Below are 26677 nucleotides of genomic sequence, written 5' to 3' on the forward strand. Positions count from 1 at the left end.
CCTCCTTCTCTAAAAAATCATAAAACGTACCTTGAGGGTAATAATATAAATACCTTATCTAGAGTACAACTCAACGATTAAGTGTTCTTCGATTGGTAAGTCGATATTATCTCTTACAGGCAATGCTGTAATTTTCCCTTCCATCTTCTCAGTATTAACTTCTAACCAACCTGGAGCTGTTCTAGCAGCTTCAGCTAAAGCTTTGAATTTATCTGATGATTTGCTTGTATCTTTTAATTGGATTACATCACCAACTGAAAGAGTCATTGATGGAATATCAGCTTTATGACCGTTTACAGTGAAATGACCATGTGTTACAAATTGTCTAGCTTCTTTTCTAGAGTTTGCAAAACCTAATCTGTAAACGATATTGTCAAATCTTAATTCTAATAATTGAAGTAAATTTTCACCTGTGATACCTTTCATCTTTTCAGCACGATCATAAGTCGCTCTGAATTGACTTTCAAGTACACCGTAAAATCTTTTTACTTTTTGTTTTTCTCTTAACTGAGTACCATAGCCAGATAATTTGCCTTTTTTAGCACCATGCTGACCAGGAGCAGTTTGTCTTCTATTTAATGCGCATTTGTCGCTGTAACATCTATCACCTTTAAGATAAAGCTTTTGGCCTTCTCTACGACAAAGCTTACAAGATGGTCCTGTATATCTTGCCAATTAAAACACCTCCTATTACTGAATAAACTACACTCTTCTTCTTTTTGGTGGTCTACAACCATTATGTGGAATCGGGCTAACGTCTGCGATTGAAGTTATCTCAAGTCCTGCAGCTTGAAGTGCTCTTATTGCAGCTTCTCTACCAGCACCAGGGCCTTTTACGAAAACAGAAACAGATTTTAAACCGTGTTCCATCGCAGATTTAGAAGCAGCTTCAGCAGCCATTTGAGCGGCATAAGGAGTGTTTTTTCTAGATCCTTTAAAACCTAAGCTACCCGCACTTGACCATGCAATAGCATTGCCATCGTTATCTGTTAAAGTTACGATTGTATTATTGAATGTTGCTTGAATATGAGCTTGGCCACGTTCAACGTTTTTACGTTCGCGTTTTTTTCTCACTTTACGTGCTTTTTTAGCAGCAGCCATTTTTTACGCCTCCTTTGTCACCTATTTTTTCTTCTTACGACTAACAGTTTTCTTAGGACCTTTTCTAGTTCTTGCGTTAGTCTTTGTTTTTTGACCACGACAAGGGAGTCCTTTTCTATGTCTGATGCCTCGGTAACAACCAATTTCTTTTAATCTTTTAATATTCATAGCGATTTCACGTCTAAGGTCACCCTCAACAATGATTTCATCTTCTATGAGTTGTCTTAATTTACTTACTTCATCTTCAGTGAGATCTTTAATTCTAGTATCTTCACTAATGCCAGCTTTTGCTAACAAGTCTTGAGAAGTAGGTTTTCCAATACCATAGATGTAAGTTAAGCCGATAACAGCTCTCTTCTCTCTAGGCAAGTCAACACCTGCAATTCTTGCCATTGAATTACACCTCCTAATGTGTATTAACTGAGTTCAATTGTCAATTATATATATTTCAAATATAAAGAATTTCAGCCGCGCTTTATATTTGTTAACACAAACTTACTACTTATTAACCTTGAGTTTGTTTGTGTTTTGGATTAGCACAGATCACCATGACTTTGCCTTTACGTTTGATGATTTTACACTTCTCGCACATTGGTTTCACTGATGGTCTAACTTTCATTGTTATCCCTCCTTATGACTTTCCACGCCATACAATTCTGCCTCTTGTAAGGTCATATGGCGATAAATCTAATGTAACTTTATCTCCTGGTAAGATGCGAATGAAGTTCATTCTTAGTTTACCCGAAATATGAGCTAACACTACATGTCCATTTTCTAATTTAACTTTAAACATTGCGTTTGGCAATGCTTCAACAACAACGCCTTCAACTTCTATAGAATCACTTTTTGCCATGAATGCATCCCTCCTCATTGGACTTGATATTGTTTTCTTTAATCTTTTTACGTAACATTGCATTATTCAGATTTGTGTGATTTTGAATCGCTTCTCTAATCGACTGATCCATCTGATTGAGTTTGATAAGATGCATCACTTTCTTTTTTTTCGGTTTATCGAGCTTTCTCAAATCACCGTCAGAAACAAGAACATGTTTATCATCTACAACGCCCGTAACAATTAAAATTTTGCCTTTATCTCGTCCTGCTCTTGACTTGACAAATTGACCGAGTTCTAGTTCTTGTGATGAAACTAACATCACTCCACCTCGCTTTGTAACCATGTTAAAAGCATTGGTTCATCATCTGTAATGACTACAGTGTTTTCATAATGAGCAGAAAGAGAACAATCTTTTGTTACAACCGTCCAATCATCATCCAATACTTTAACTTTAAAATCTCCTGAATTAATCATCGGTTCAATGGCTAAAACCATTCCCTTAACAAGTCTTGGTCCACGACCAGGTGCACCGTAATTTGGGATTGGTGGATCTTCGTGCATTTGCCTTCCGATGCCATGTCCAACGAAATCTCTTACGACACTAAAGCCTTTTTCTTCTGCATATGCTTGAATGGCGTGTGATACGTCAGACAAACGATAACCAGTTTTACAAAACTTTAAGCCTTCGAAAAAGCTCTCTTCAGTGACTTTAATGAGTTCTAAAGCCTTCTCGCTTACTTTGCCAACAGGATGTGTTCTTGCAGCATCTCCATGATAACCATTTTTAAAAGCGCCTATATCTATACTGATAATATCGCCTTCCTTTAGTTTGTAACTTCCAGGAATGCCATGAATCACTTGATGGTTCACTGAAGCACAGATTGATGCTGGATAACCGTGATACCCCTTAAATGAAGGCGTTGCACCGTTAGCAAGTATTAATGCTTCAGCGATTGCGTCAAGCTCACCTGTTGTTATACCAGGTTTTATTGCTTTTCTAATTTCTTCATGAGCTAATGCAACAATACGTCCTGATTCTTGCATGAGCTCAATTTCATGTTGTGTTTTAAGTTCGATCATGTCTTAGCCCCTTAGTGCATTAACAATATCCGATGAGACGATTTTGATATCTTGTTCACCGTCTATGTCAACAAGCTTGCCTCTAGTTTGATAGTAATGAATTAAAGGTGATGTTTCATTTGTGTAGACATTGATACGATTTGCAACGGTCTCTTCGACATCGTCGCTTCGCTGATATAGCTCACCGCCACATTTATCACATACACCTGATACAAGTGATGGATTATTTGTAACATGGTAAGTTGCGCCACAACTTCTGCAAATTCTTCTTCCAACAGCTCTTGAAACCAGTAGTGCAGGATCAACTTTGATATTAAGTACCGCAGTTAATCCTACTCCCATGTTTTCAAGCACTTTGTCCAATTCTTCTGCTTGAACTTCCGTTCTCGGAAATCCATCCAATAGGAATCCGTTTTGACAATCAGCTTCTTTAAGACGCGCTTCTACTATTTCTACTACAAGAGAATCTGGTACAAGTGCACCTTTATCAATGAAGGCTTTCGCTCTGAGACCTAACTCAGTTCCTTCCTTAATATTCTTACGGAAGATGTCTCCAGTTGATATGTGTGGAATCTTATATTGATCAACGATAAATTCAGCTTGTGTTCCTTTTCCAGCACCAGGAGGCCCTAGTAATACTAATCTCAAAGCTACCTCCTAATTTAAGAAACCTTCATAATGTCTCATAAGCATTTGTGCCTCAATTTGTTTCATTGTTTCAAGAGCAACAGATACTACGATTAATATTGAAGTACCGCCGAAGCTAAATTGCGTATTTGTGATTGCGCCTAAGAAGTTAGGTAAAATCGCAATTACAGCTAAGAATAAAGCACCAACGATCGTGATTTTGTTAAGTGACTTGCTTAAATGTTCAGCAGTTGGTCTACCTGGTCTGATACCTGGAATAAAACCACCATTTGTTTTCAAACGATCTGCTACATCTACTGGATTGAACGTGATATTTGTGTAGAAATATGTGAAGAAGATGATTAATAATGCATACAAAAGGTTATAGATAACGCCTGTTGAATTTAACCATTTTCCTACAAAACTCGCAAAACCAGTTCCAGGGAAGAATGCAGCGATTGTAGCTGGGAACATTAAAATTGAAATTGCAAAGATTACAGGAATTACGCCTGCTTGATTAACTTTTAATGGAATATGCGTTGTTTGACCACCGTACATTTTTCTTCCAACAACACGCTTAGCATATTGAACTGGAATTTTTCTTTGTCCTTGTTGGATAAAGATAATTCCCATGATAATGAAAACTGCTAACAATGCAAATATAATCACTTGAATAATATTTAACTGTCCAAGTTTAATATTTGAATACATGTTAAGTACTGCTGATGGAAAACCTGCGATGATACCTGCAAAGATAAACATTGAAATACCGTTTCCGATACCTTTATCCGTGATTTTTTCACCTAAGTACATTAAAAACGCTGTTCCCGCTGTAAGTGTTAATACAGCAATAAAGATTGACCATGCACCTTTTGTGATAAAGAACTGTTGGAAATAACCTAAGCTAAAGCCGAAACCTTGGATTAAAGCTAAAACAACTGTTAAATATCTAGTGTATTGAGCAATTTTCTTTCTACCAACTTCGCCTTCTTTTGCAAGGGCTTCAAGCGAAGGGAATGCAATTTGTAATAAGTTTAATACGATCGAAGCGGTAATATACGGGCTTATACCAAGAGCAAAGATAGTGAACGTTTTAAAGTTACCACCGCTCATTAAGTTAAATAATCCTAACAATCCATCTTCTGAGTTCGCAAATGCGCGAGCTAATGCTCCGCTATCTATTCCTGGTACTGGTACTGCAGACCCTAACCTAAAAATAACTATCATCAACAAAGTGTATAATATTCTTTTTCTTAAGTCGGGAATTTTCCAAGCGTTTCTAAGTGTAGACAACAATTAAATCACCTCTGCCTTTCCTCCAGCAGCTTCAATCTTACTTATTGCTGACTGAGTGAATTTATTCGCCTTAACTGTGAGCTTTTTATTCAATTCTCCATCGCCTAAGATCTTAAGTCCATGTCCGAGTTTACTTACAACGCCTGTTTGTAATAAAACTTCTGGTGTGATTTCTGTACCGTCTTCAAAGTCGTTTAATACTTCAACATTGACAACAGTCCATAATTTTTTGAATTTATTATTGAATCCGCGTTTTGGAATTCTTCTGAATAATGGCATCTGACCACCTTCAAAGCCTGGTCTTACACCACCGCCTGAACGTGAATTTTGACCATTCATACCGCGTCCTGCAGTAGTACCAAGTCCTGAACCAGTACCTCTACCTACGCGTTTTCTTGATTTAGTTGATCCTTCTGCTGGTCTTAAATCATGAAGTCTCATGGTCGCACCTCCTTCTTGATTATTACTCTACGATTTTAACTAAGTGATTTACCTGAGCAACCATGCCTCTCATTTGAGCATTGTCTTGTTTCTCTACCACTTGACCTATCTTTTTTAAGCCTAAAGCTTCAACTGTTGCTTTGTGCTTTGGAAGCGCACCAATTGTACTTTTGACTAATTTTACTTTAATTGTAGCCAAGGTTCATACCCCCTAACCTAAGATTTGTTCTACAGTCTTGCCTCTTAATTTAGCAACACTTTCTGCTGTTTTAAGATTTGTAAGACCATCTAAAGTTGCATTAACCATATTTCTAGGGTTATTGCTACCTAAAGATTTTGCTCTTACATCCTTAATGCCTGCTAACTCTAATACCGCACGAACAGGACCACCAGCGATAACTCCTGTACCTTCTTTAGCAGTCATAATTCTTACGCTGCCTGAACCGAAGTGTCCTTCGATGTTATGTGGTACAGTTGTTCCTACTCTTGGAACATAAATCAATCGTTTTTTTGCATCTTCTACAGCTTTTGAGATTGCTTCAGGAACCTCTTTCGCTTTACCAGTTCCGATGCCAACATGGCCATTTTCATCTCCAACAACAACAAGTGCGCTGAATCTGAAATTTCTACCACCTTTAACAACCTTAGTAACACGATTTATATTAATAACCTGTTCTTTGAGGTCTAACTTGCTCGCATCAATCAATTGACGGTTCATCAATATACCTCCCTAATCTAGAATTTTAATCCTGCTTCTCTAGCGCCTTCAGCGAGTTCTTTCACTCTACCGTGGTAAAGATAGCCACCTCTGTCGAATACTACGTTCTCAATGCCTTTTTCAAGAGCTTTTTTAGCAACGAGTTCTCCAACTAATTTAGCAGCTTCTTTATTACCTGTGTTTGAAACCTTTTCTTTGATAGAAGTTTCGAGGCTAGAAGCAGCAATTAAAGTGTTTCCAGTTACATCGTCAATAATTTGAGCATAGATATTTAGGTTTGATCTGAAAACGTTTAATCTTGGTTTTTCAGCTGTACCAGAAATACTCTTACGAACTCTAGCATGACGAGCTTTTCTATTTTCGTTTCTGTTTTTATTAGAAGCCATTTTACGCTACTCCTTTCTTATTTTTTCTTACCTGTCTTACCTTCTTTTCTGATGACAAACTCATCAGCGAAACGGATTCCTTTACCTTTGTAAGGCTCTGGTTTTCTCCATTCTCTGATCTTAGAAGCATAGTTTCCAACTAATTGTTTGTTAATACCTTTTACTACGATTTCTGTAGGAGTATTACAAATAGTTGTAATGCCTTCTGGATCTTCCATCGAAACTGGATGAGAATGACCTAAAGATAAGTCTAATTTATTGCCGTTTTTAGCAGCTTTGTAACCAACACCCACGATCAATAATTTTCTTTCAAATCCTTGAGTTACGCCGATTACCATATTGTTAATAAGTGCTCTTGTTAATCCATGAAGAGCTCTGTGTCTTTTGTTTTCAGATGGACGCGTTACAGTTAACGTTTCTCCATCGATTTGAATGCAAATGTCTTTGTCGATTTGCTCTGACAATTCTCCTAGTGGTCCCTTAACTGTTACTAAATTAGCATCAGAAATGATTACTTGAACCCCTTGAGGTATTGTAATAGGCAATTTACCTACTCTTGACATTGTCACACCTCCTAGTTTATCTTTATTACCATACGTAGCAAATTACTTCGCCACCAACGCCAAGTTTTCTAGCTTCTCTATCAGTAATGATACCGTTTGAAGTAGAAATAATTGCTAAACCTAAACCACCTAATACTTTAGGGATATCAGTTTTCTTTGCGTATACTCTTAAACCTGGTTTAGAGATACGCTTAAGGCCAGTGATAACTCTTTCTTTGTTTTCACCGTATTTAAGTTCTATTCTAATAAGGCCTTGTTTACCATCTTCAATGATATCATAACCTTTAATGTAGCCTTCCTCTAACAGGATCTCTACGATTTTGTTTTTAACATTTGATGCTGGTACATCTACTGATGTATGTTTTACCATATTCGCATTACGTACACGCGTCAGTAAATCAGCAATTGGATCTGTCATTGCCATGCGTAATTACCTCCTTCCGATTTCTTACCAGCTTGCTTTTCTAACACCTGGAATCTGTCCTTTGTAAGCCAATTCTCTAAAACAGATACGGCAAATTCCATATTTTCTTAAATAAGCATGTGGTCTTCCACAGATTTTACATCTATTATATTCTCTAGTTGAGTATTTTTGCGGTCTTGCTTGTTTTACTTTAAGACTGGTTTTAGCCAATGTAAATCCCTCCTTACTTCATGAATGGCATTCCCATTAATTTCAATAATTCTCTTGCCTCTTCATCAGTTTTAGCAGTAGTTACGAAAGTAATGTCCATACCTCTTACTGTTTCGACTTTGTCAATATTGATTTCTGGGAAAATTAACTGTTCTTTAATACCTAAAGTATAGTTACCTCTACCATCAAACGAATTCGCACTTACACCTCTAAAGTCTCTTACCCTAGGCAATGCAATCGTAATGAATCTGTCGATAAACTCATACATTCTTTCGCCTCTAAGTGTTACTTTAGCACCAACGTTCATGCCTTGTCTCACTTTAAAGTTTGCTACTGATTTTTTAGCTTTTGTTACTACTGGTGCTTGACCAGCAATAGTTGCTAACTCATCTACAGCTGCTTTAACTACCTTAGGATTGTCTTTACCATCACCAAGACCCATATTGATAACAATTTTTTCAATTTTTGGGATCTCCATAACGTTTTTATATCCGAATTTCTCCATTAATGCTTTTGCAACATCATTTTGATACTTATCTTTAAATCTTGCCATGAGTCAAACCTCCTTTCTTACTGGGATTAGTCTAGTACTTCACCAGTTTTAACTGATACTCTGACTTTTTTTCCGTTTTCTAATTCTTTGTATTTTACTCTCGTTCCTGTTTTTGCTTTTGCGTCAAACAAAAGAACATTTGATACATGGATTGCTGATTCTTTATGAATTCTACCACCTTGTTGAACTTTCATAGATGGTTTTTGATGTTTAGTCACCATGTTTACATTTTCTACAATTACTCTATCCGTTTTTGGGTTTACGTTTAATACTTTACCTTTTTTGCCTTTATCTTTTCCGGCAATCACGATAACAGTATCACCTTTTTTAATATGCATTTACTACACCTCCTAAGTTTAAAGAACTTCTGGAGCTAGAGAAACGATTTTCATAAATTTCTTATCTCTTAACTCTCTAGCAACTGGTCCGAAGATACGAGTTCCTATTGGAGATAAATCGTCTTTTATAATTACAGCAGCGTTTTCATCAAATTTTACGTAGCTGCCATCAGGTCTTCTTAAACCGTAGACACTTCTTACTATAACTGCCTTAACGACATCACCTTTCTTGACAACTCCACCAGGTGTTGCATTTTTAACACTAGCAACGATAACATCTCCGATGTTACCAAATTTTCTCTTAGAACCACCTAACACGCGGATACAGAGTATTTCTTTTGCACCAGAGTTATCAGCAACTCTTAAACGAGTTTCGTTTTGGATCATGCTTTTTTCCTCCTCTCGCTAAACTACTTAGCTTTTTCCACGATTTCAACTAGTCTCCATCTTTTGTCTCTGCTAAGCGGTCTAGTTTCCATAATTCTTACTTTATCACCAATGCCACATGTGTTTTCTTCATCATGTGCTTTGAATTTTTTAGTTCTTTTTACTCTTTTTCCGTAGAGTGGGTGACGTACAAATTCTTCTACAGTAACAACGATCGTTTTATCCATTTTATCACTAGTTACGTATCCAACTCTAACTTTTCTACTGCCTCTTTCCACAGCGTAACCTCCTTTGCTTATGCTTGGATCTCTTTTTGTCTCAAGATCGTATTAACACGAGCAATATCTTTTTTAATGGCTTTGATTTTCATAGGGTTGTCTAACTGCCCTGTTGCTAATTGGAATCTTAAGTTGAAAAGCTCATTTTTCAACTCTACCATTTTTTCAGTTAATTCTTGAGATGTCATCTCTTTAATTTTATTTGCTTTCAACTTTATTCACCACCCTTTTCGATAGCGTCGTCCTTTTTAACGAATTTACATTTGATTGGCAATTTGTTAGCAGCAAGTCTCATTGCTTCTCTTGCCAATTCTTCATCTACACCAGCAAGTTCGAATAAAACTCTACCTGGTTTAACAACAGCAACCCAGTATTCAGGAGAACCTTTACCAGCACCCATACGTGTTTCAGCAGGTTTTTGTGTAACTGGTTTATGAGGGAAAACTTTAATCCAAACTTTTCCGCCTCTTTTAATTCTTCTATTGATTGCAATTCTGGCTGCTTCTATTTGATTCGCTGTAAGCCATACTGGCTCCATAGCTACTAAACCGTACTCACCATATGATACTGTATTTCCCTTTTGAGCAGTACCAGACATTCTACCTCTGTGAACTCTACGGCGTTTTACTCTTTTCGGCATCAACATAGTCAATTGCCTCCTTTCACAAAACTTGAATTAATTATTATTCTCTCTAGGCTTTCTTGGTCCTTTGTTTGGAGCTGCGTTAGCATTTCTAGGTCTTTGAGGACGTTTTTCAGTAACTTTTCTAGCTTCTTTTCTTCTCAATCTAGTTTCTTCGCTCACGCTTGGTAATACTTCACCTTTGTTGATCCAAACTTTAACACCAATTTTTCCGTATGTTGTATCAGCTTCTGCAAAGCCGTAATCAATATCTGCTCTTAATGTTGATAAAGGTACATTACCTTCAGAATAGCCTTCAGTTCTTGCCATCTCAGCGCCGCCTAAACGACCAGATGTTTGAACTTTGATACCTTCAGCGCCTGATTTAAGTGCTCTTCCGATTACTTGTTTCATCGCTCTTCTAAAAGAAACCCTTTTCTCAAGAGAAAATGCAACGTTCTCAGCAACTAATTGTGCATCGATTTCAACGTTATCAACTTCAGAAATATCTAATTGAATAGACTTTTTAGTGATTCTTTCAAGTTCTTCTCTAAGAACTTTAATGTTTTCGCCACCTTTACCAACAACCATACCAGGTTTTGCAGTAAAGATATTTACGTGAACTTTATCATTAGCTGTTCTATCGATATACACTCTAGAAACACCAGCTGTAAAAAGTCTTTTCTTAACATACTTACGAATTTCGTGATCTTCGATTAATAAATCAGCGAAGTTCTTTTTATTTGCATACCATTTTGAGTCCCAATCTTTGATGACTCCAACTCGGAGTCCGTGTGGGCTAACTTTTTGACCCATTCAGTATACCCTCCTTCTACTCTTTTTCAGCGACAACAACGCCAACATGACTACTTCTTCTCAACACAGGATTTGCTCTACCCATTGATCCAGCGTTCCATCTTTTTAATGTAGGACCTTGATTTGCGTAAATTTCTTTAACGATTAAAGAATCTACATCCATGTGGAAATTATTTTCAGCGTTTGCAACTGCTGAATTTAAAACTTTTAAAAATATTTCAGCACCTTTTCTAGGTGTAAACTTTAAAATTGCTTGTGCATCTTTAACATTTTTTCCTCTTACTAAATCAGCGATAGGCTTCATTTTTCTAGGAGAAATTCTCATGTTTTTAGCTTCTGCTCTTGCTTGCATTTGTAGTACCTCCTTTCGGATTAATGAACTTATTTGCTCTTCTTATCGCCTGCGTGTCCTCTGAATGTTCTTGTTGGAGCAAACTCACCGAGCTTGTGACCAACCATGTCTTCAGTTACATATACAGGAACGTGTTTTTTGCCATCATGAACTGCGATTGTATGACCAACCATTTGTGGAAAAATTGTTGATGATCTTGACCAAGTTTTAAGAACTTTCTTTTCACTTGCCGCGTTCATTTCTTCAACTTTTCTCAACAGACCTTTATGGACAAAAGGACCTTTTTTAAGAGATCTACTCATTGTTGTGTCCTCCTTTCAGATTACGAATTTATTTCTTTCTTCTAGAAACAATATATTTATCGTTTGGATTGCTTTTCTTTCTAGTTTTGTAGCCAAGTGCTGGTTTACCCCATGGAGTAACTGGAGACGGTCTACCGATTGAAGTTCTACCTTCACCACCGCCGTGTGGGTGATCGTTAGGGTTCATTACAGAACCTCTGACAGTCGGTCTAATACCCATGTGTCTAGTTCTACCAGCTTTACCGATTGAAATGTTTTCGTGATCGATATTGCCTACTTGACCAATTGTAGCTCTACATTCTTTTCTTACGTATCTAGTTTCGCCAGATGGTAATCTTAAAAGTGCGTATTTGCCTTCTTTAGCCATTAATTGAGCTGAGTTACCAGCTGAACGTACTAATTGTCCGCCTTTACCTGGTTTCATTTCAATATTGTGTACGATTGTACCAACAGGCATATTCATAAGCGGCATTGCGTTACCTACTTTAATATCTTGTTGCTCACCAGAGTACACTACATCGCCTACTTTTAAGCCGTTTGGATGAAGAATGTATCTTTTTTCACCATCAGCATATACTAAAAGTGCGATATTTGCGCTTCTGTTTGGATCGTATTCAACAGCTGATACTTTTGCTGGAACATTGTCTTTATTTCTTTTAAAGTCGATTAATCTGTATTTTACAGTAGTACCGCCACCTCTATGACGAACAGTGATTTTACCTTGATTGTTTCTACCTGAATTTTTTTTCAAAGCAACAACAAGCGCTTTCTCTGGTTGTTTCTTAGTAATTTCTTCAAATGTAGACATAGTCATCTGTCTGATAGCAGGTGAAGTCGGTTTAAATTTTTTGATACCCATTGTTTATACCTCCTTCGAGTCTTTAATGATTACATGCCTTCAAAGAACTCGATTGTTTTGCTGTCTGCAGTTAATTTTACAATCGCTTTCTTCCAGCTTCTTGTATATCCTTCAGTTCTACCCTGTCTTTTAAGCTTGCCTCTAACGTTCATTGTGTTTACGCTTTCTACTTTTACGCCAAACACTTCTTCAACAGCTTTTTTGATTTGGGTTTTATTTACGTCTTTCAAGACTTCGAAAGTATATTTACGATCAGAAGTTTGAAGCATTGAGTTTTCAGTTACGATAGGTCTAATAATGACATCATAAGAGGTTCTCATTACGCATACACCTCCTCAAATTTCTCTACTGCGCTTTTTGTAACTACGAAGTAGTCGTGATTTAAGATATCGTATACATTGATTTGTCCAGCAAAAGTTGTTTTAACGTTTGCAATATTGTTTGCAGCAATTACAACGTTTTTCTCAACATCACCTGTAACGATAAGAACTTTTTTGTTTGAAACTTTGATGTTCTCTAAAATTTGAATCATCTCTTTTGTTTTTGGAGAAGCTAATTTTAATTCGTCAAGAACGATCATTTCATTGTCTCTTACTTTAGCACTAAATGCAGATTTAAGACCAAGTCTTCTCATTTTTTTAGGTAAAGTATATCTGTAGCTTCTTGGTTTTGGCGCGAATGCCACACCACCACCGATGTAATGCGGAGCTGTTATAGATCCTTGACGCGCATTACCAGTTCCTTTTTGTCTAAATGGTTTTCTACCACCACCAGATACTTCTGCTCTTGTTTTAGCAGACTGTGTACCCTGTCTTTGATTTGCTAAGTAGTTCTTAACGATTTCATGCATTACAGGGATGTTTGGCTCGATGCCAAATACGTTTTCATTTAATTCTATTTCACTGACTTTTTGTCCCGAAATGTTTAATACTTCTAACTTAGGCACTGTGCTTCCTCCTTTCATCAGCTATTACTTGCTTGCTTTAATAGCTTTTCTAATTGTGATACGACCTTTTTTAGGTCCTGGCACTGCACCTTTTACTAATAAAAGATTTCTTTCAGCATCAACTTTTACTACTTCTAGATTTTGTACAGTTACCTTTTCATTACCCATTCTTCCTGCCATTGGCATACCTTTAAGTACGCGAGCTGGAGTTGAGTTAGCACCGATTGAACCGCCGCCTCTGTGGTATTTAGAACCGTGAGTTTCAGGTCCTCTTGATTGATTGTATCTTCTAATTGGACCAGTTGTTCCTTTACCTTTAGAAGTACCAATCACGTCAATTTTTTGACCATCTGTGAAGATGTCAACAGAAATTGTTTGACCAACTGTGAATTCAGCTGGGTTATCAACTCTGAATTCTTTTAATAATTTTTTGAAAGAAACACCTGCTTTGTTAAAGTGGCCTTTCATTGGTTTGTTTACGTGTTTTTCTTTCACGTCACCCGAAGCAACTTGAATAGCGTTGTAACCATCTGTTTCAACAGTTTTAATTTGAGTAACTACCATAGGTGTCACTTCAACAACTGTTACAGCAGTAACGATGCCGTTTTCATTGAATACTTGGGTCATACCGATTTTTTTACCGATAATTCCTACCATGCTTTTCGCACCTCCTAATATTCTTACAGCGGATTGTTCTAAAACAATCATCCTAAAAAATCAGGTTTATCTATTTAAACCGAAATCTTAGTCCAAACTAATCATTAAAGCTTGATTTCAACATCAACACCAGCTGGTAATTCAAGCTTCATGAGAGCATCTACAGTTTTTTGACCTGGATTCAAAATGTCAATCAATCTCTTGTGAGTTCTGATTTCAAATTGCTCTCTAGAGTCTTTGTATTTGTGTACTGCTCTTAAGATAGTTACTATCTCTTTTTTTGTTGGTAACGGAATTGGTCCTGAAACATCCGCTCCTGTTGTCTTTGCAACTTCTACAATTTTAATTGCAGTGTTGTCAAGGATTTTGTGATCAAATGATTTTAATCTGATTCTGATTTTTTGCTTGTTAGCCATTGCTAAACCTCCTTTTTTATCGCATGTTTTGCCATGATCATGCAACCGAGTTTAATGTCCACCGTGCCGGGTGTTTCCTGAACAGTTGAGCACAAAAAAACTCGTCGCCCATATCTGGTATGAACAATTCTCAACGAAAATTCTCTCACAGCTAAGTAACTTTTCGCATCATCGCAATTAGTGCACTAAAACATTATATAATAACCCCTTGATATAATCAAGGGGTTAAATATATTTATTTTCTTTAACAATTTCGCTTGGTGATCAAATCCTATTCAAGAATTCTATTTACGTTACCAGCGCCTACTGTTCTTCCGCCTTCACGGATTGAGAATCTTAAGCCTTCTTCTACTGCGATTGGAGAGATTAATTCGATTTTCATCTCTACGTTATCGCCAGGCATACACATTTCAACACCTGGAGCAAATTCGATTGAACCTGTAACGTCTGTTGTTCTGAAGAAGAATTGTGGTCTGTATCCTTTGAAGAATGGAGTATGTCTTCCACCCTCTTCTTTTGTAAGTACGTATACTTGTGCTTCGAATTTTGTGTGTGGTTTGATTGTTCCTGGTTTTGCAAGAACTTGTCCTCTTTCGATTTCTGTTCTTTGTACACCACGAAGTAATAAACCTACGTTATCGCCTGCTTGACCTTCATCAAGAAGTTTTTTGAACATCTCTACGCCTGTTACAACTACTTTTCTTGGTGCTTCTGCAAGACCAACGATTTCTACTTCTTCTTGTACTTTTACGATACCTCTTTCAATTCTTCCTGTTGCTACTGTACCACGACCTGTGATCGAGAATACGTCTTCAACTGGCATTAAGAAAGGTTTGTCTGTTGCTCTTTCTGGTTGTGGGATATATGTGTCGATAATATCGAACATTTCGATGATTTTTTCTGCCCATGCTGCATCGCCTTCAAGTGCTTTTAATGCAGATCCTCTGATGATTGGTGTATCATCGCCTGGGAATTCGTATTGTGATAATAAATCTCTTACTTCCATTTCAACAAGTTCTAATAACTCATCGTCGTCTACCATATCACATTTGTTTAAGAATACTACGATATATGGTACGCCTACTTGTCTTGATAAAAGGATGTGCTCTCTTGTTTGTGGCATTGGACCGTCAGCTGCAGATACAACTAAGATCGATCCGTCCATTTGTGCTGCTCCTGTGATCATGTTTTTTACGTAGTCAGCATGGCCTGGACAGTCAACGTGTGCGTAGTGTCTTGCTGGTGTTTCATACTCAACGTGAGCTGTAGAGATTGTGATTCCTCTTTCTCTTTCTTCTGGTGCTTTATCGATATTTTCGAAATCTACTTTTTCGCCTAAGCCGTATTTTTCGAATAATACTTTTGTGATTGCAGCTGTTAATGTTGTTTTACCGTGGTCAACGTGACCGATTGTTCCAATATTACAATGTGGTTTGTTTCTTTCAAATTTTTGCTTTGCCATTGTTAGGTTCCTCCCGTAGGTTATTTTTTACCAATAATTTCTTCAGCAATACTTTTTGGTACTTGCTCATAATGGCTGAACAGCATTGTATAAGTTCCTCTTCCTTGTGAAGCAGATCTTAAATCCGTTGCATATCCAAACATTTCTGATAAAGGTACATGTGCTTTAATAATTTGTGCGCCGTGTACCATTTCCATACCTTCAAGTTTACCACGTCTTGAGTTGATATCGCCCATTACGTCACCGAAATACTCTTCAGGTACAGTTACTTCTACTTTCATGAATGGCTCAAGTAAGATTGCATCACCTTTTCTCATCGCTTCTTTGAAAGCCATAGAAGCAGCAAGTTTAAACGCCATCTCGTTCGAGTCAACCTCATGGTATGAACCATCGTAAAGATTCGCTGTCACATCGACAACCTCAAATCCACCAATGATACCTGCTTTAAGAGATCCTTGAATACCATCGTCAATTGCTTTCCAGTATTCTCTAGGAACGCTACCACCAGTAACTGATGATTCGAATGCATATCCTTTACCTGATTCATTTGGAGCAAATTTAATTTTAACGTGACCATATTGACCTTTACCACCCGATTGTTTCGAGTATTTATAATCAATATCTGTCGCTTTTGTGATTGTTTCTTTATAAGCAACTTGAGGTGCACCAATGTTCGCTTCAACTTTGAACTCTCTTAAGAGACGGTCAACGATGATTTCAAGGTGAAGTTCACCCATACCTGCAATGATAACTTGACCAGTTTCTTCATCTGTGTATGTTCTGAAAGTTGGATCTTCTTCAGCTAATTTAGCTAATGCAATACCCATTTTTTCTTGTCCAGCTCTAGTTTTCGGTTCGATTGCAACACGGATAACTGGTTCTGGGAACTCCATAGATTCAAGAATGATGATATTATCAGGATCACATAAAGTATCACCTGTTGTTGTAAATTTAAGACCTACAGCTGCTGCAATGTCACCTGAGTAAACTTTATCAATTTCCTCACGTTTGTTAGCATGCATTTGTAAAATACGGCCGATTCTTTCTTTTTTATCTTTAGTAGAGTTGTGTACATATGAACCTGCTTCAAGTGTACCTGAATAAACTCTAAAGAATGTTAACTTACCAACAAATGGGTCTGTCATGATCTTGAATGCTAAAGAAGAGAATGGAAGTTCATCGCTTGCTGGTCTTGCAATTTCATTACCATCTTCATCAACACCTTTAATTGCTTCGATGTCTGTTGGAGCTGGCATGAAATCAATAACTGCATCAAGCATTTTTTGAACGCCTTTATTCTTATAAGCAGATCCACAAAGAACTGGAACAATGACATTATTAATTGTTGCTTTTCTTAAAGCAGCTTTTAATTGATCCATGTTAAGTTCTTCGCCTTCAAGATATTTTTCCATTAACTCTTCATCAGACTCTGCAATAGATTCCATCATATTATGTCTGTATTCTTCTGCAAGTTCTTTCATATCTTCTGGAACGTCAAGTACTTCAACATTTTCCCCAAGATCATCTCTGAAAAAGTATGCTTTCATCTCCATTAAGTCGATTAAGCCTTGGTATTTATCTTCAGCGCCAATTGGCAATTGAATTGGAACCGCATTCGCTTTTAAACGATCTTTCATCATTTTAACAACTCTGAAGAAATCTGCGCCTGTGATATCCATTTTGTTAACAAATGCCATTCTTGGTACGCCATATTTATTTGCTTGTCTCCAAACTGCTTCAGATTGAGGTTCAACTCCACCTTTAGCACAGAAAACAGCAACTGATCCATCTAATACACGAAGTGATCTTTCAACTTCAACAGTAAAGTCAACGTGACCTGGTGTATCAATAATATTGATACGTTTGCCTTTCCATGCACATGTTGTAGCAGCAGAAGTGATTGTAATACCTCTCTCTTGCTCTTGCTCCATCCAGTCCATAGTAGCACCACCATCGTGAACTTCACCGATTTTGTAGTTGATACCTGTATAATAGAGGATTCTTTCGGTAGTAGTCGTTTTTCCAGCGTCAATGTGCGCCATGATGCCTATATTTCTGGTATTCTCTAATGAATAACCCCTACTCATCGTTTATCCTCCTTTCGAAATTGCTTGGATTTAGCAAACTAAATCCAAACAAGATTTTGGCAATTAGAATCTATAATGTGCAAACGCTTTATTAGCTTCAGCCATTTTGTGTGTGTCTTCTCTTTTCTTAACAGCTGCACCAGTGTTGTTTGCTGCATCCATAATTTCTTTAGCGAGTTTTTCTTGCATTGTTCTCTCGCCTCTTTTACGAGAATACGTAATTAACCATCTAAGACCTAAAGTTTGTCTTCTTTCAGCTCTTACTTCGATTGGTACTTGGTAGTTTGATCCACCAACTCTTCTCGCTTTTACTTCGAGAACTGGCATAATGTTGTTCATCGCTGCTTCAAATACTTCAGCAGGATCTTTACCAGTTTTTTCTCTTACTGTCTCAAATGCACCGTATACGATACTTTGAGCAACGCCTCTTTTACCATCGTACATAACAGCGTTGATTAATTTTGTAACTACCTTGCTTCCGTACATTGGATCAGGTAATACATCTCTTTTTGGCACGTTTCCTTTTCTAGGCACTTTGCTTCCCTCCTTATAATACTTTTTGGTCATTCATCGGTACTCGACATTTTACTGTCGTTGTGCGAATTGCTATTGAATTGTGTTACTATACAAAGCCCCTTCCTTTCGGAAGAGGCCGGCTGTATTACTATTTTTTCTTTGGTCTCTTAGCACCGTATTTAGATCTTGATTGCATTCTGTTGTTAACTCCAGATGAATCAAGGACTCCTCTTACGATATGATATCTACAACCTGGTAAGTCTTTAACTCTACCACCTCTTATCAGAACAACACTGTGCTCTTGTAAGTTGTGGCCTACACCTGGAATATATGCAGTCACCTCAAAACCATTTGTTAATCTAACTCTGGCAACTTTTCTTAACGCAGAGTTTGGTTTTTTAGGCGTAACAGTTTTTACGCTTGTACACACACCTCTTTTTTGTGGTGAGCTCATTTTCACTTGCTTTCTTTTCAAAGTGTTTAAACTTCTTTGTAAAGCAGGAGAAGTTGACTTATCTTCGATTTCAAGTCTTCCTTTTCTCACTAATTGGTTAATAGTAGGCATTCCTTTTCAGCACCTCCTTCCTTATATTTATCTATTTTCAATAACCGCTGTCGCAGCACCAACGTCAATCTTACAAGCTCGCCCAAGTTCTTTCATCGTCTCTACTCTTACAATCTTTACAGATTTTTCAAGAGCCAACTGAACGACCTGGTTTACGATACATTCATCAGCATCATTGGCTATATACACAACAGTTGCATGACCAGCTTCAATGGCCTTCATGGACTGTTTGATTCCAACGCTGATTTTTGAATGTTTAGCGAGTTCTAAAATCTGCATACTGTGTCCCTCCTTGAAGTCGCCAATATGCACTTCATCATTTTAACATCATCGAATTTTACTGTCAATAAGATTTGTGTTAAATACTAGTAAAGGTTTCAACGTCTCCAAGGTCTAACTCGTCGTTACTCTTAACGGTCATCTCCTTGTAATATCTCATTCCTGTACCAGCTGGTATCAGTTTACCAATGATGACATTTTCTTTTAGACCGAGCAATCTGTCTTCTTTACCATTGATTGCAGCTTCTGTAAGAACACGTGTTGTTTCTTGGAAAGAAGCCGCTGATAAGAACGATTCAGTTGCAAGAGAAGCCTTCGTAATCCCCAATAGTGATCTGGTACCAACAGCAAGTTCTCCACCTTCAGCTGATATAGATTCATTTAATCTATTGAATTCTTTTAAGCTTACGACACTTCCAGGCAATAACAATGAATCACCAGATTCGTCAATCTTAATTTTAGAAAGCATCTGTTTAACGATGATTTCGATATGTTTATCATTGATATCAACACCTTGAAGTCGATATACTTTTTGAACTTCTTTAATAATGTACTCACGTACACCGTTTACGCCAACAACGCGAAGTAAGTCGTGTGGATTAATCGAACCTTCAGTAATTGACTGTCCTCTTACAACGCGCTCGCCTTCTTTTACTTTAAGACGTGCACCAAACACGATTAACGCAGTATGTTGTTCACCGGTTTCTTCATTCGTGATGACAACTTCTTTCTTCTTCTTAGTTTCTTTAAAAGAAACTACACCATCTGTTTCAGCAATAACTGCCAAACCTTTTGGTTTTCTAGCTTCAAAAAGTTCTTCAACACGGGGAAGACCTTGTGTGATATCGCCCCCAGCAACCCCACCACTATGGAATGTTCTCATTGTGAGCTGTGTACCAGGCTCACCGATTGATTGAGCTGCAATAATACCAACAGCTTCTCCAACGTGAACTGGTTTACCAGTTGCTAAGTTTAATCCGTAACATTTAGCACAAACACCATATTGTGTATCACATGTTAATACAGATCGAATTCTAAGCGACTTATACCCTGCTTTAATAATTTTATCTGCAATTTTTTCTGTGATAATTTGGTGCGTTGTACAAATGACTTCTCCAGTTTCTAAATGCTTAACATCTTCAACAGGATATCTACCTAAAATACGTTCGAACAACGGCTCGATAAGCTCATTGCCCTCGCGGAATTCAACTACTTCAATGCCAGATGTTGTTTGACAATCTACTTCACGAACAATCACTTCTTGGCTGACGTCAACAAGTCTTCTCGTTAAGTAACCTGAATCGGCAGTTCTTAAAGCTGTATCGGCAAGACCTTTACGAGCACCTGTTGTAGAAATAAAGTATTCTAGAACAGATAAACCCTCTCTAAAGTTTGAAATGATTGGAATCTCAACTGTTTTACCTAATGCATTGGCCATCAGACCACGCATACCAGCCAGCTGTCTAATTTGGTTTTTAGATCCACGGGCTCCAGAATCCGCCATGATTTTGATGTTGTTAAGTGTCGATAGGTTTTTCATCAAGGCATCTGTAACATCTTCTGTGGTTTTTGTCCAAGTTTGAATAATCTTCTCATAACGTTCCTCTTCAGAAATCAAACCTCTTCTGAATGCTTTTTGGTACTGATCCACTGTATTTCTCGCTTCTGCAATTAATCCTTCTTTTTCATCCGGAATTACCATATCAGAAACCGAAACAGTAACAGCGCCACGTGTTGAGTATTTAAAGCCCATATTTTTCATGTGATCTAAAAGCTCAGCTGTAATTGTATTGCCATATTCACTGAAACATTTTGCAATGATCTCTTCCAAGTCTTTCTTCTTACATAAGAAGTCAACTTCAAGACCATATGGATTAACGCTTCTATCAACAAATCCTAAATTTTGTGGAATTTTTTCATTGAAAATAAATCTACCGACTGTACTTTCGATGTTGATAAATCTATCTTCTTCTTTAATATACGTTCTAACAATTACACGCGTATGAAGTGTCACTGCACCATTAAAATAAGCAAGATTTAATTCATCTAAATCTTTAAATACTTTCTTTGTCTCTGGCTGAATTTCACTTTCATAAGTCAAATAGTACGCACCTAATACCATATCCTGAGTTGGAGTTGTAATAGGACGACCATCTTTTGGCGCTAATATATTGTTTACAGAAAGCATTAAAAATCTCGCTTCTGCTTGAGCTTCAACTGATAACGGTACATGGACCGCCATTTGGTCACCATCGAAGTCAGCGTTGTAAGCCGTACATACTAATGGATGTAAGCGAATCGCTTTACCTTCAACAAGAACCGGTTCAAATGCTTGAATACCTAATCTGTGTAGTGTCGGTGCACGATTTAGTAGCACTGGATGTTCAGAGATGACTTCTTCTACAATACTCCAAACTTCAGGCTTCACTCGCTCAACCATACGCTTTGCACTCTTAATATTATGCACATATCCATCATTAACGAGTCGTTTCATAACAAATGGTTTAAATAACTCAAGAGCCATTTTCTTAGGAAGACCGCATTGATAGAATTTAAGTTCCGGTCCTACTACGATAACCGAACGACCTGAATAGTCAACACGTTTACCCAGTAAATTTTGACGGAAACGTCCTTGCTTACCTTTCAACAAGTCAGATAACGACTTAAGTGGTCTATTACCAGGGCCTGTAACAGGTCTACCGCGTCTACCGTTGTCGATCAAAGCATCTACAGCTTCTTGCAACATACGTTTTTCATTTCTAACAATGATATCAGGAGCGCCTAATTCAAGAAGTCTTTTAAGACGATTATTTCTATTGATCACTCTTCTGTAGAGGTCATTTAAATCAGCTGTAGCAAATCTACCACCATCTAATTGAACCATTGGTCTCAAATCAGGTGGAATAACTGGAACAACGTCTAGAATCATCCAATCAGGATTGTTACCTGATTGTCTAAATGCTTCTACAACTTCAAGTCGACGAACAACTCTAATTTTTCTTTGACCTGTACTATCTTTTAATTGAGATTTCAACTCAGTTGCTAATGCATCTAAGTCAACATTTTGTAAAATGATTTTGACTGCCTCTGCACCCATCATCGCTTTAAATGTATTACCATATTTTTCGCGATATTGTGCATACTCAGTTTCAGTTAATAATTGTTTGTATTCGAGACTTGTTTCACCTGGCTCTATTACAATATAAGATGCAAAATACAATACTTTCTCAAGTGATCTCGGTGAAAGATCTAACAGAATACCCATTTTTGATGGGATCCCTTTAAAGTACCAAATGTGCGATACTGGAGCTGCTAATTCAATATGCCCCATTCTTTCACGACGTACTTTTGACTTAGTCACTTCAACACCACAGCGATCACAGACAACGCCTTTGTATCTTACTTTCTTATATTTACCACAATGACATTCCCAGTCTTTTGTTGGTCCGAAAATTTTCTCGCAGAACAACCCTTCTTTTTCAGGTTTCAACGTTCTATAGTTAATTGTTTCAGGTTTTTTAACTTCACCTTTAGACCAAGATCTAATCTTGTCGGGTGACGCCAAACCTATTCTAATGGAATCAAAATTATTGAATTCGATCAAGGGCTACCTCTCCCTTCTCTAATTTTAAGTTAGTTACGCATCATAGTCTTCATCTTCTTCAAATGGAAAATCTTCAAGCTCTTCAAGCTCTTCTTCATCTGCTTCTTGAGCAAATTCATCTTCCGTATTGTCATCGATGAAATTATCTTTGTCGAGTTCGACATCGTTAGTAATTTTATTTTCACGAAGTGCAGTGTTGTAATCTAAACCATCATCGTCATCAGCATCAAGCTCGATTTCAATTTCACCATCATCATCTCTTAATACTTTAACATCAAGCGCTAAAGCTTGTAGTTCTTTAATAAGTACTTTAAATGACTCTGGAATGCCCGGTTCAGAAATGTTTTCACCTTTTACAATTGCTTCGTAAGCTTTTACCCTACCTACGACGTCATCTGACTTAACTGTTAAAATTTCTTGTAAAGTATGTGCAGCACCGTAAGCTTCAAGTGCCCAAACCTCCATCTCACCGAAACGCTGTCCACCGAATTGGGCTTTACCGCCTAATGGTTGTTGTGTTACCAACGAATAAGGACCCGTACTTCTCGCGTGGATTTTGTCGTCAACAAGGTGGTGAAGTTTTAACATATACATGTAACCAACAGTAACAGGATTATCAAATGGTTCTCCTGTTCTTCCGTCTCTTACAATGAGTCGACCATTTCTTGGATAGTTCGCTTTTTCTAAAATACCTTGAATTTGGGTTTCTTTTGCACCATCAAATACAGGAGTTGCAATTTTCCAGCCCATTTTCTTAGCTGCTAAACCTAAGTGAACTTCTAAGACCTGACCGATGTTCATACGAGAAGGTACCCCTAGTGGATTAAGAACAACTTGTAAAGAAGTTCCATCGTCAAGGAATGGCATATCTTCAATAGGTGAAATTTTTGAAATAACCCCTTTATTACCATGACGTCCGGCCATTTTATCGCCTACGTTAATTTTACGTTTTTTTGCAATGTACACACGGATTAATTTGTTCACTCCCGGCGCAAGTTCATCTCCGTTTTCGCGTTCAAACTTTTTAACATCTACGATAATTCCAGATTCTCCATGTGGAACACGTAAAGAGGTGTCTCTTACTTCACGGGCTTTCTCTCCGAAAATTGCTCTAAGCAATCTTTCTTCAGCAGTTAATTCAGTTTCTCCTTTTGGTGTTACTTTACCAACTAGAATATCTCCTGAATTTACTTCAGCACCAATGCGTACGATACCCTCCGCATCAAGATTTTTAAGAGCATCTTCTCCAACATTTGGAATATCTCTTGTAATTTCTTCTTGACCGAGTTTTGTATCACGTGCATCTGACTCATATTTTTCAATATGAATAGAAGACAATTTATCTTCCATTACGAGTTCTTCACTTAACATGATAGCATCCTCGTAATTGTAACCTTCCCATGTCATAAAACCAATTAAAAGGTTTGTTCCAAGTGCAATTTCACCTTCGTCAGTAGAAGGACCATCAGCAATAATTTCATCTGCAATAACACGTTGGCCTTTTTTAACAAGTGGTTTCTGATTGATACAGGTTCCTTGATTTGAACGTTTGAATTTCAATAATTTATAACGATATTTTTTCTTGTCTTCATCGCCTTTTACAACGATTTCATCTGCAGAGACATAATCAATAACCCCATCTACTGGCGATTTGATGACTGCGCCTGAATCTTTTGCAGCAATATGCTCAATACCCGTTCCGATAATTGGTGCTTCCGCTCTTACAAGCGGAACAGCTTGACGCTGCATGTTCGCTCCCATGAGAGCACGGTTCGCATCGTCGTTTTCCAAGAACGGAATCATTGCTGTCGCAATTGAAATCATTTGAAGAGCTGATACTTCAACTAAATCAATATCTGTTGCTGAAAACTCTTTAATGTCCGCACGTCTTCTTGCAACTATTCGGTCATTTACAAAGTGTCCATCGTCAGTAAGCGGCTCATTCGCTGGAGCTACGATATATTTATCTTCGACATCCGCTGTCATGTAAACGATATTTTCACTAACAATGCCTGCTGCTTTGTTCACTTTTCGATAAGGAGATTCAATAAAACCATACTCATTAATTCTCGCGAATGTACTTAAAGAACCAATAAGACCGATATTCGGACCTTCTGGTGTCTCAATTGGACACATTCTACCGTAGTGAGAATGGTGTACGTCACGAACCTCGAATCCCGCACGCTCTCTTGATAAACCACCAGGTCCTAATGCAGATAGTCTTCGTTTATGCGTGAGTTCTGCAAGTGGATTCGTCTGATCCATAAACTGTGATAACTGAGAACCTGTGAAAAATTCTTTGATTGCAGATACGACAGGCTTGATATTGATCAGCGCTTGTGGCGTAATCGCTTCCATGTCTTGTATCGTCATTCTTTCACGTACAACTCTTTCCATACGTGACAAACCAATTCTAAATTGATTTTGTAAAAGTTCTCCAACAGAACGAATTCTTCTGTTTCCTAAGTGGTCGATATCATCCACGTTACCCACGCCAATATTTAAGTTAAGAATATAACTAAATGACGCGATAATATCCGCTGGGATAATATGTCTTGGAACAAGCGACGACATTTTGTTTTCAATCGCTTCAAGTTGTTCTTCAAGAGTATCACAAGTATCCAAGATTTCTTTGAGCACCGGATAATAAACTTTTTCTTTAATTTTAAGTTGATCAGATTGAATAAACTCATTGATGTCGACAAACTGATTGCCAATTACCTTTGCAATCTTGTCATCATTTCCATAAACATCTACTTGTTTTACACCTAAATTTTCAATAATAGATGCCATCTCAATAGATATTTTATTGCCTTTTTCTACTATTATCTCTCCAGTCATTGGATTAATAATATTTTCAGCTGCAATGCGCTCTTCAATTCTGTTAGATATCCCTAATTTTTTGTTGAACTTATAACGACCAACTTTCGCTAAATCATAACGTTTCTCATCAAAAAATAGTGAATTGATTAGGTTTTTTGCACTTTCAACAGTTGGCGGCTCGCCTGGTCTTAATTTTTTGTAAATCTCAATTAAGCCTTCTTCCTGGTTTACGGTACTGTCTTTATCCAGCGTCTTAATAAGCTTTTCGTCCTCACCAAATAGAGATAATATCTCATGATTTGTCTGATATCCTAAAGCTCTTATTAATGTCGTTGCTGGGAGTTTTCTCGTTCTGTCAATTCTTACTGAAACGATGTCGTTAGAATCCGTTTCGTACTCAAGCCATGCGCCTCTGTTTGGTATAATTGTGCTTGAAAATAATTCTGTACCTACCTTATCACGTTTCATGTCGTAATAAGCTCCAGGTGATCTAACAAGCTGACTTACAATAACACGCTCAGCACCATTAATAATAAAGGTCCCTTTGTCTGTCATCAGCGGGAAATCACCCATGAAAACTTTTTGTTCTTTGATTTCGCTAGTTTCTTTGTTGATAAATCTCACTTGTACTCTAAGTGGTACAGCGTAATTCACATCTCTCTCTTTACACTCTTCGACATCGTACTTAGGTTCATCATCAAACTCATAGTCGATGAATTCTAAGCTTAAATTGCCTGTGTAATCTTCAATAGGAGAAATGTCCTTGAAAGCCTCTTTTAAGCCTTCTTCAAGAAACCAATCATAAGATTTCTTCTGAATCTCAATTAGATTTGGTTTCTCTAATAATTCGTTAATTCTAGCAAAACTCATTCTTTTCGTTTTTCCGAGCATTACAGGTTGTGGCATTAAATTTTCACCCCTTGTGTAATAAAAGTCGTGTATATAAAAGGAATATTCCCTTTTTACCGCATTTGCTATAAACTAGAACAAGGCAAAAAACTCCATTCTAAACATACTTATAGCATTATAAAATAGTATCACACTTATCTATAGGTGTCAACTCTTTTTTATAAGAATGTTTAAAATGAAGTTTTTTCTTTTCGTTTTCGTTATAATTTAAAATAGCCACCAGAT

General features: G+C 37.4%; 37 protein-coding genes. All 37 read right to left on the minus strand.

Annotated features, from left to right (window positions below):
* Window positions 1-54: 54 nt before the first annotated feature.
* Complete coding sequence (gene rpsD, locus ACZ41W_RS08325) at window positions 55-675, minus strand: 30S ribosomal protein S4 (protein ID WP_464311516.1); 621 nt, start codon at window positions 673-675, stop codon at window positions 55-57.
* 27 nt (window positions 676-702) lie between these two features.
* Window positions 703-1101, minus strand: coding sequence for a 30S ribosomal protein S11 (gene rpsK, locus ACZ41W_RS08330; RefSeq protein ID WP_464311517.1), 399 nt, complete (start codon window positions 1099-1101; stop codon window positions 703-705).
* 21 nt (window positions 1102-1122) lie between these two features.
* Complete coding sequence (gene rpsM, locus ACZ41W_RS08335) at window positions 1123-1494, minus strand: 30S ribosomal protein S13 (protein ID WP_464311518.1); 372 nt, start codon at window positions 1492-1494, stop codon at window positions 1123-1125.
* A 112-nt stretch (window positions 1495-1606) separates the two neighbouring features.
* Window positions 1607-1720, minus strand: a complete 114-nt coding sequence (rpmJ, locus tag ACZ41W_RS08340) for a 50S ribosomal protein L36 (RefSeq protein ID WP_373471683.1) — start codon at window positions 1718-1720, stop codon at window positions 1607-1609.
* 12 nt (window positions 1721-1732) lie between these two features.
* Window positions 1733-1954 (minus strand): translation initiation factor IF-1, encoded by a 222-nt coding sequence (gene infA / locus ACZ41W_RS08345; protein WP_464311519.1) that lies wholly within the window; start codon window positions 1952-1954, stop codon window positions 1733-1735.
* Complete coding sequence (locus tag ACZ41W_RS08350; RefSeq protein ID WP_464311520.1) at window positions 1941-2255, minus strand: RNA-binding protein; 315 nt, start codon at window positions 2253-2255, stop codon at window positions 1941-1943. The genes infA and ACZ41W_RS08350 overlap by 14 nt, the downstream gene beginning before the upstream one ends.
* Window positions 2255-3016: a type I methionyl aminopeptidase gene (gene map / locus ACZ41W_RS08355; protein ID WP_464311521.1), complete on the minus strand. Its 762-nt coding sequence runs from the start codon at window positions 3014-3016 to the stop codon at window positions 2255-2257. Before map ends, ACZ41W_RS08350 begins: the two co-directional genes overlap by 1 nt.
* A gap of 3 nt (window positions 3017-3019) precedes the next feature.
* The gene (locus tag ACZ41W_RS08360) at window positions 3020-3664 is read right to left on the minus strand and encodes an adenylate kinase (protein ID WP_464311522.1); all 645 of its coding nucleotides are present in this window, start codon (window positions 3662-3664) and stop codon (window positions 3020-3022) included.
* Between the two features lie 9 nt (window positions 3665-3673).
* Window positions 3674-4939: a preprotein translocase subunit SecY gene (gene secY / locus ACZ41W_RS08365; protein ID WP_464311523.1), complete on the minus strand. Its 1266-nt coding sequence runs from the start codon at window positions 4937-4939 to the stop codon at window positions 3674-3676.
* Window positions 4940-5380 (minus strand): 50S ribosomal protein L15, encoded by a 441-nt coding sequence (gene rplO, locus ACZ41W_RS08370; protein WP_464311524.1) that lies wholly within the window; start codon window positions 5378-5380, stop codon window positions 4940-4942. It abuts the gene before it with no gap.
* A 22-nt stretch (window positions 5381-5402) separates the two neighbouring features.
* Window positions 5403-5579, minus strand: coding sequence for a 50S ribosomal protein L30 (gene rpmD / locus ACZ41W_RS08375; protein ID WP_464311525.1), 177 nt, complete (start codon window positions 5577-5579; stop codon window positions 5403-5405).
* A gap of 12 nt (window positions 5580-5591) precedes the next feature.
* Complete coding sequence (gene rpsE / locus ACZ41W_RS08380; RefSeq protein WP_464311526.1) at window positions 5592-6098, minus strand: 30S ribosomal protein S5; 507 nt, start codon at window positions 6096-6098, stop codon at window positions 5592-5594.
* A 17-nt stretch (window positions 6099-6115) separates the two neighbouring features.
* On the minus strand, window positions 6116-6484 hold the full coding sequence (gene rplR, locus ACZ41W_RS08385) for a 50S ribosomal protein L18 (RefSeq protein WP_464311527.1): 369 nt from the start codon (window positions 6482-6484) through the stop codon (window positions 6116-6118).
* Between the two features lie 17 nt (window positions 6485-6501).
* Complete coding sequence (gene rplF, locus ACZ41W_RS08390) at window positions 6502-7047, minus strand: 50S ribosomal protein L6 (RefSeq protein WP_464311528.1); 546 nt, start codon at window positions 7045-7047, stop codon at window positions 6502-6504.
* 25 nt (window positions 7048-7072) lie between these two features.
* The gene (rpsH, locus tag ACZ41W_RS08395) at window positions 7073-7471 is read right to left on the minus strand and encodes a 30S ribosomal protein S8 (protein ID WP_464311529.1); all 399 of its coding nucleotides are present in this window, start codon (window positions 7469-7471) and stop codon (window positions 7073-7075) included.
* Window positions 7472-7495: 24 nt separating this feature from the next.
* Window positions 7496-7681 (minus strand): type Z 30S ribosomal protein S14, encoded by a 186-nt coding sequence (locus ACZ41W_RS08400; RefSeq protein ID WP_464311530.1) that lies wholly within the window; start codon window positions 7679-7681, stop codon window positions 7496-7498.
* Window positions 7682-7694: 13 nt separating this feature from the next.
* Window positions 7695-8234, minus strand: a complete 540-nt coding sequence (gene rplE, locus ACZ41W_RS08405) for a 50S ribosomal protein L5 (RefSeq protein ID WP_464311531.1) — start codon at window positions 8232-8234, stop codon at window positions 7695-7697.
* A gap of 26 nt (window positions 8235-8260) precedes the next feature.
* On the minus strand, window positions 8261-8572 hold the full coding sequence (rplX, locus tag ACZ41W_RS08410) for a 50S ribosomal protein L24 (RefSeq protein ID WP_464311532.1): 312 nt from the start codon (window positions 8570-8572) through the stop codon (window positions 8261-8263).
* 18 nt (window positions 8573-8590) lie between these two features.
* Window positions 8591-8959 (minus strand): 50S ribosomal protein L14, encoded by a 369-nt coding sequence (rplN, locus tag ACZ41W_RS08415; RefSeq protein ID WP_464311533.1) that lies wholly within the window; start codon window positions 8957-8959, stop codon window positions 8591-8593.
* A 23-nt stretch (window positions 8960-8982) separates the two neighbouring features.
* Window positions 8983-9237, minus strand: coding sequence for a 30S ribosomal protein S17 (rpsQ, locus tag ACZ41W_RS08420; RefSeq protein ID WP_464311534.1), 255 nt, complete (start codon window positions 9235-9237; stop codon window positions 8983-8985).
* A 17-nt stretch (window positions 9238-9254) separates the two neighbouring features.
* Window positions 9255-9449, minus strand: coding sequence for a 50S ribosomal protein L29 (gene rpmC, locus ACZ41W_RS08425; RefSeq protein ID WP_464311535.1), 195 nt, complete (start codon window positions 9447-9449; stop codon window positions 9255-9257).
* Window positions 9450-9451: 2 nt separating this feature from the next.
* On the minus strand, window positions 9452-9883 hold the full coding sequence (gene rplP / locus ACZ41W_RS08430; protein WP_464311536.1) for a 50S ribosomal protein L16: 432 nt from the start codon (window positions 9881-9883) through the stop codon (window positions 9452-9454).
* A 30-nt stretch (window positions 9884-9913) separates the two neighbouring features.
* Complete coding sequence (gene rpsC / locus ACZ41W_RS08435) at window positions 9914-10675, minus strand: 30S ribosomal protein S3 (protein ID WP_464311537.1); 762 nt, start codon at window positions 10673-10675, stop codon at window positions 9914-9916.
* Window positions 10676-10691: 16 nt separating this feature from the next.
* Complete coding sequence (gene rplV / locus ACZ41W_RS08440) at window positions 10692-11027, minus strand: 50S ribosomal protein L22 (RefSeq protein WP_464311538.1); 336 nt, start codon at window positions 11025-11027, stop codon at window positions 10692-10694.
* 29 nt (window positions 11028-11056) lie between these two features.
* The gene (rpsS, locus tag ACZ41W_RS08445) at window positions 11057-11329 is read right to left on the minus strand and encodes a 30S ribosomal protein S19 (RefSeq protein ID WP_464311539.1); all 273 of its coding nucleotides are present in this window, start codon (window positions 11327-11329) and stop codon (window positions 11057-11059) included.
* A gap of 28 nt (window positions 11330-11357) precedes the next feature.
* Window positions 11358-12188: a 50S ribosomal protein L2 gene (gene rplB, locus ACZ41W_RS08450; protein WP_464311540.1), complete on the minus strand. Its 831-nt coding sequence runs from the start codon at window positions 12186-12188 to the stop codon at window positions 11358-11360.
* Between the two features lie 29 nt (window positions 12189-12217).
* Complete coding sequence (rplW, locus tag ACZ41W_RS08455; protein ID WP_464311541.1) at window positions 12218-12508, minus strand: 50S ribosomal protein L23; 291 nt, start codon at window positions 12506-12508, stop codon at window positions 12218-12220.
* Window positions 12508-13134, minus strand: coding sequence for a 50S ribosomal protein L4 (rplD, locus tag ACZ41W_RS08460; RefSeq protein WP_464311542.1), 627 nt, complete (start codon window positions 13132-13134; stop codon window positions 12508-12510). The genes rplW and rplD overlap by 1 nt, the downstream gene beginning before the upstream one ends.
* A gap of 24 nt (window positions 13135-13158) precedes the next feature.
* Entirely contained in the window at window positions 13159-13791 is a 633-nt protein-coding gene (gene rplC / locus ACZ41W_RS08465; protein ID WP_464311543.1) for a 50S ribosomal protein L3, read from the minus strand.
* A 104-nt stretch (window positions 13792-13895) separates the two neighbouring features.
* A complete protein-coding gene (gene rpsJ / locus ACZ41W_RS08470) occupies window positions 13896-14207 on the minus strand; it encodes a 30S ribosomal protein S10 (RefSeq protein WP_464311544.1) in 312 nt (103 codons plus the stop codon).
* A gap of 271 nt (window positions 14208-14478) precedes the next feature.
* Window positions 14479-15669, minus strand: coding sequence for an elongation factor Tu (gene tuf / locus ACZ41W_RS08475; protein ID WP_464311545.1), 1191 nt, complete (start codon window positions 15667-15669; stop codon window positions 14479-14481).
* Between the two features lie 20 nt (window positions 15670-15689).
* Window positions 15690-17756 carry an elongation factor G gene (gene fusA, locus ACZ41W_RS08480; RefSeq protein ID WP_464311546.1) on the minus strand — a complete coding sequence of 689 codons (2067 nt, stop codon included), beginning with the start codon at window positions 17754-17756 and terminating at the stop codon, window positions 15690-15692.
* Window positions 17757-17819: 63 nt separating this feature from the next.
* Window positions 17820-18290, minus strand: a complete 471-nt coding sequence (gene rpsG, locus ACZ41W_RS08485; RefSeq protein WP_464311547.1) for a 30S ribosomal protein S7 — start codon at window positions 18288-18290, stop codon at window positions 17820-17822.
* Window positions 18291-18420: 130 nt separating this feature from the next.
* Complete coding sequence (rpsL, locus tag ACZ41W_RS08490; protein ID WP_464311548.1) at window positions 18421-18837, minus strand: 30S ribosomal protein S12; 417 nt, start codon at window positions 18835-18837, stop codon at window positions 18421-18423.
* A gap of 27 nt (window positions 18838-18864) precedes the next feature.
* Window positions 18865-19116 carry a ribosomal L7Ae/L30e/S12e/Gadd45 family protein gene (locus ACZ41W_RS08495; RefSeq protein ID WP_464311549.1) on the minus strand — a complete coding sequence of 84 codons (252 nt, stop codon included), beginning with the start codon at window positions 19114-19116 and terminating at the stop codon, window positions 18865-18867.
* Window positions 19117-19195: 79 nt separating this feature from the next.
* Window positions 19196-22720, minus strand: a complete 3525-nt coding sequence (rpoC, locus tag ACZ41W_RS08500; protein WP_464311550.1) for a DNA-directed RNA polymerase subunit beta' — start codon at window positions 22718-22720, stop codon at window positions 19196-19198.
* A gap of 33 nt (window positions 22721-22753) precedes the next feature.
* Window positions 22754-26449, minus strand: a complete 3696-nt coding sequence (gene rpoB / locus ACZ41W_RS08505) for a DNA-directed RNA polymerase subunit beta (RefSeq protein ID WP_464311551.1) — start codon at window positions 26447-26449, stop codon at window positions 22754-22756.
* Between the last annotated feature and the right edge of the window lie 228 nt (window positions 26450-26677).

Source organism: Fusibacter fontis (assembly GCF_055378735.1).

Bases quoted from the DNA above. Each gene is read 5' to 3' on its own strand.
- rplX (WP_464311532.1), bottom strand. From the start codon at position 8,572: ATGCATATTAAAAAAGGTGATACTGTTATCGTGATTGCCGGAAAAGAT.
- rplE (WP_464311531.1), bottom strand. From the start codon at position 8,234: ATGGCAAGATTTAAAGATAAGTATCAAAATGATGTTGCAAAAGCATTA.
- infA (WP_464311519.1), bottom strand. From the start codon at position 1,954: ATGGCAAAAAGTGATTCTATAGAAGTTGAAGGCGTTGTTGTTGAAGCA.
- rpoB (WP_464311551.1), bottom strand. From the start codon at position 26,449: ATGCCACAACCTGTAATGCTCGGAAAAACGAAAAGAATGAGTTTTGCT.
- ACZ41W_RS08350 (WP_464311520.1), bottom strand. From the start codon at position 2,255: ATGTTAGTTTCATCACAAGAACTAGAACTCGGTCAATTTGTCAAGTCA.
- rpsL (WP_464311548.1), bottom strand. From the start codon at position 18,837: ATGCCTACTATTAACCAATTAGTGAGAAAAGGAAGACTTGAAATCGAA.
- rpsK (WP_464311517.1), bottom strand. From the start codon at position 1,101: ATGGCTGCTGCTAAAAAAGCACGTAAAGTGAGAAAAAAACGCGAACGT.
- rplN (WP_464311533.1), bottom strand. From the start codon at position 8,959: ATGATCCAAAACGAAACTCGTTTAAGAGTTGCTGATAACTCTGGTGCA.
- tuf (WP_464311545.1), bottom strand. From the start codon at position 15,669: ATGGCAAAGCAAAAATTTGAAAGAAACAAACCACATTGTAATATTGGA.
- rplO (WP_464311524.1), bottom strand. From the start codon at position 5,380: ATGAGACTTCATGATTTAAGACCAGCAGAAGGATCAACTAAATCAAGA.
- map (WP_464311521.1), bottom strand. From the start codon at position 3,016: ATGATCGAACTTAAAACACAACATGAAATTGAGCTCATGCAAGAATCA.
- rplF (WP_464311528.1), bottom strand. From the start codon at position 7,047: ATGTCAAGAGTAGGTAAATTGCCTATTACAATACCTCAAGGGGTTCAA.
- fusA (WP_464311546.1), bottom strand. From the start codon at position 17,756: ATGAGTAGGGGTTATTCATTAGAGAATACCAGAAATATAGGCATCATG.
- rpmJ (WP_373471683.1), bottom strand. From the start codon at position 1,720: ATGAAAGTTAGACCATCAGTGAAACCAATGTGCGAGAAGTGTAAAATC.
- rplR (WP_464311527.1), bottom strand. From the start codon at position 6,484: ATGGCTTCTAATAAAAACAGAAACGAAAATAGAAAAGCTCGTCATGCT.
- rpsM (WP_464311518.1), bottom strand. From the start codon at position 1,494: ATGGCAAGAATTGCAGGTGTTGACTTGCCTAGAGAGAAGAGAGCTGTT.
- rpsC (WP_464311537.1), bottom strand. From the start codon at position 10,675: ATGGGTCAAAAAGTTAGCCCACACGGACTCCGAGTTGGAGTCATCAAA.
- rplC (WP_464311543.1), bottom strand. From the start codon at position 13,791: ATGGTAGGAATTATCGGTAAAAAAATCGGTATGACCCAAGTATTCAAT.
- rplB (WP_464311540.1), bottom strand. From the start codon at position 12,188: ATGGGTATCAAAAAATTTAAACCGACTTCACCTGCTATCAGACAGATG.
- rpsH (WP_464311529.1), bottom strand. From the start codon at position 7,471: ATGGCAATGACAGATCCAATTGCTGATTTACTGACGCGTGTACGTAAT.
- rplW (WP_464311541.1), bottom strand. From the start codon at position 12,508: ATGAGAACCTCTTATGATGTCATTATTAGACCTATCGTAACTGAAAAC.
- rpsS (WP_464311539.1), bottom strand. From the start codon at position 11,329: ATGAGTAGATCTCTTAAAAAAGGTCCTTTTGTCCATAAAGGTCTGTTG.
- rplV (WP_464311538.1), bottom strand. From the start codon at position 11,027: ATGCAAGCAAGAGCAGAAGCTAAAAACATGAGAATTTCTCCTAGAAAA.
- rpsE (WP_464311526.1), bottom strand. From the start codon at position 6,098: ATGAACCGTCAATTGATTGATGCGAGCAAGTTAGACCTCAAAGAACAG.
- rpsJ (WP_464311544.1), bottom strand. From the start codon at position 14,207: ATGGCTAACAAGCAAAAAATCAGAATCAGATTAAAATCATTTGATCAC.
- rplP (WP_464311536.1), bottom strand. From the start codon at position 9,883: ATGTTGATGCCGAAAAGAGTAAAACGCCGTAGAGTTCACAGAGGTAGA.
- ACZ41W_RS08495 (WP_464311549.1), bottom strand. From the start codon at position 19,116: ATGCAGATTTTAGAACTCGCTAAACATTCAAAAATCAGCGTTGGAATC.